Raw genomic sequence first — 1,765 nt, forward strand, 5'->3', positions numbered from 1 at the left:
TCAATGGTGGTGGCCGTGGCCGCCATGCACATGGCGGTGGGTGATTTCCTCGGCCGTCGCGGGGCGCACTTCGTTGACCTTGCAGGTGAAGCGCAGCGCCATGCCGGCCAGCGGGTGGTTGCCGTCGAGCAGCACTTCAGGGCCCTTGATCTTCACCACGTGATAGATCTGCGGCTCGCCCTGGTCGTTGCTGCCGCGCAGCTGGCCACCGACCTTGACGCCCGGCGGGAATTCGGCCTTGGGAATGCTGCGTTTGAGGCTTTCGTCGCGCGCGCCGAACGCATCCTCGACGGCCAGGTCCACGGTCAGCGTGGCGCCCACGGCCTTGCCTTCAAGCGCTTCCTCGACCTTGGCGAACAGGTTGTCGTAGCCGCCATGCAGATAGGCCACGTCGCCGTCGTCGAGGCGCTTGCCCTGTGGATCAGTGATCGTGTAATGGATGGTGACCGCGGTATCTTTGCTGATGTTCATTGAAAAGTGTCCATTCAAAGGGCTGCGTCCAGCCCGGCGCTGGCATTGTCCCCGATTGCGCCGCGGCGTGGCGCAACCGCGCGGGGACAGCCCTTCTCACTCTGCGGCGCTGGCGGCGGATGGGGGTGACTCATCCTCGGTCTGCCCGGGATAGCGCGCGAAACGCCGCGGCGCGCTGCCGTGCACCGGATCCTGTTCGGGCCAGGGCCAGCCGCCGAACTGGGTGTTGCGGTAGTCCTGCAGCGCCTGCATGATTTCCTGCTGGGTGTTCATCACGAACGGCCCATATTGCGCGACCGGCTCGCCCAGCGGTTTTCCCTGCAGCAGCAGGCATTCGACCGGCGTGCTGCCGGTATTGACCAGCTGCCAGTCCTGGCCCGCGACGAGCTCCAGCGCCGCATGCTGGTCGGCCAGCGCATGGCCGATCTGCAGCTGCTCGCCCGCGAAGAAATACAGCATGCGGCGCGTGCCTTCGCCGCGTGCCGCGGGCAGCGTCCAGGACGCGCCGGGCTCGAGCAGCAGCGTCCAGATCGCGAGGTCGGACGCGTCCTGCGCAGCCCAGGACTCGGGCGGCGGCGCGAGCGCGGGATCGGCGCCTTCGAGCGCGCCCGCGACCACCGTCACCGTGGTGCGCTTGCCGCCCGCGTCGGTATGCACCAGGCGCGGAATGCGCTCGTCCCAGAACATGGTGAAGTGCGGCGCGACCATCTTCGAGGCCGCGGGCAGGTTGAGCCAGATCTGGAACAGCTCCAGCGGATTGGGGCTGTCGGTGTTCAGCAGCGGAAACATTTCCGAATGCACCACGCCCCGGCCCGCCGTGAGCCACTGCACGTCGCCGCGGCCGAAGCGCGCCGCGGCGCCCAGCGAATCCGAATGATCGATCAGGCCCTTGCGCACCAGCGTGACGGTTTCAAAGCCGCGGTGCGGGTGGCCGGGAAAGCCGGGCACGCTGTCGCCGTGGTACATGCTCCAGCCGTCCTTGCGGCTGAAGTCGCTGCCCATCTGCCGGCCTTCGAATTCGACCGATTGCACGCCCATGCGGCCGTCACCGGCGGGATAGCTGTCGTCATGGTGGGCGCAGAAAAGGAAAGGATCGAGCGTGGGCCACAGCGGGCCCAATGGCTGGGCCTGAAGGACGGGATGGGTCGCGGTGTTCATGGGGCTCCTTGAATGCCAGGCCCGCAGCACATATGCCACCGGCCAAACTATAGATACGCCAATTAGATGCGACCACCCGGGGCAAAGAGAAGGGCCACGGATGGGACGGTGTGTCGCGCTGGCCGCGCGCCGCTAG

At 67.3% G+C, this 1,765-nt stretch carries 2 protein-coding genes; both read right to left on the reverse strand.

Annotation, left to right across the window (positions count from 1 at the left end; translation table 11 throughout):
- A complete protein-coding gene (locus RR928_RS22440; RefSeq protein WP_213297279.1) occupies window positions 1-471 on the reverse strand; it encodes an FKBP-type peptidyl-prolyl cis-trans isomerase in 471 nt (156 codons plus the stop codon).
- Between the two features lie 96 nt (window positions 472-567).
- A complete protein-coding gene (locus RR928_RS22445) occupies window positions 568-1,629 on the reverse strand; it encodes a pirin family protein (RefSeq protein WP_332540071.1) in 1,062 nt (353 codons plus the stop codon).
- Window positions 1,630-1,765 lie beyond the last annotated feature (136 nt).

The sequence above is a fragment of the Comamonas sp. genome, from assembly GCF_036666375.1.
Taxonomy (GTDB): domain Bacteria; phylum Pseudomonadota; class Gammaproteobacteria; order Burkholderiales; family Burkholderiaceae_C; genus Comamonas.

Coding starts and splice junctions, on each gene's coding strand:
- RR928_RS22440 (WP_213297279.1), bottom strand. CDS start 471: ATGAACATCAGCAAAGATACCGCGGTCACCATCCATTACACGATCACT.
- RR928_RS22445 (WP_332540071.1), bottom strand. CDS start 1,629: ATGAACACCGCGACCCATCCCGTCCTTCAGGCCCAGCCATTGGGCCCG.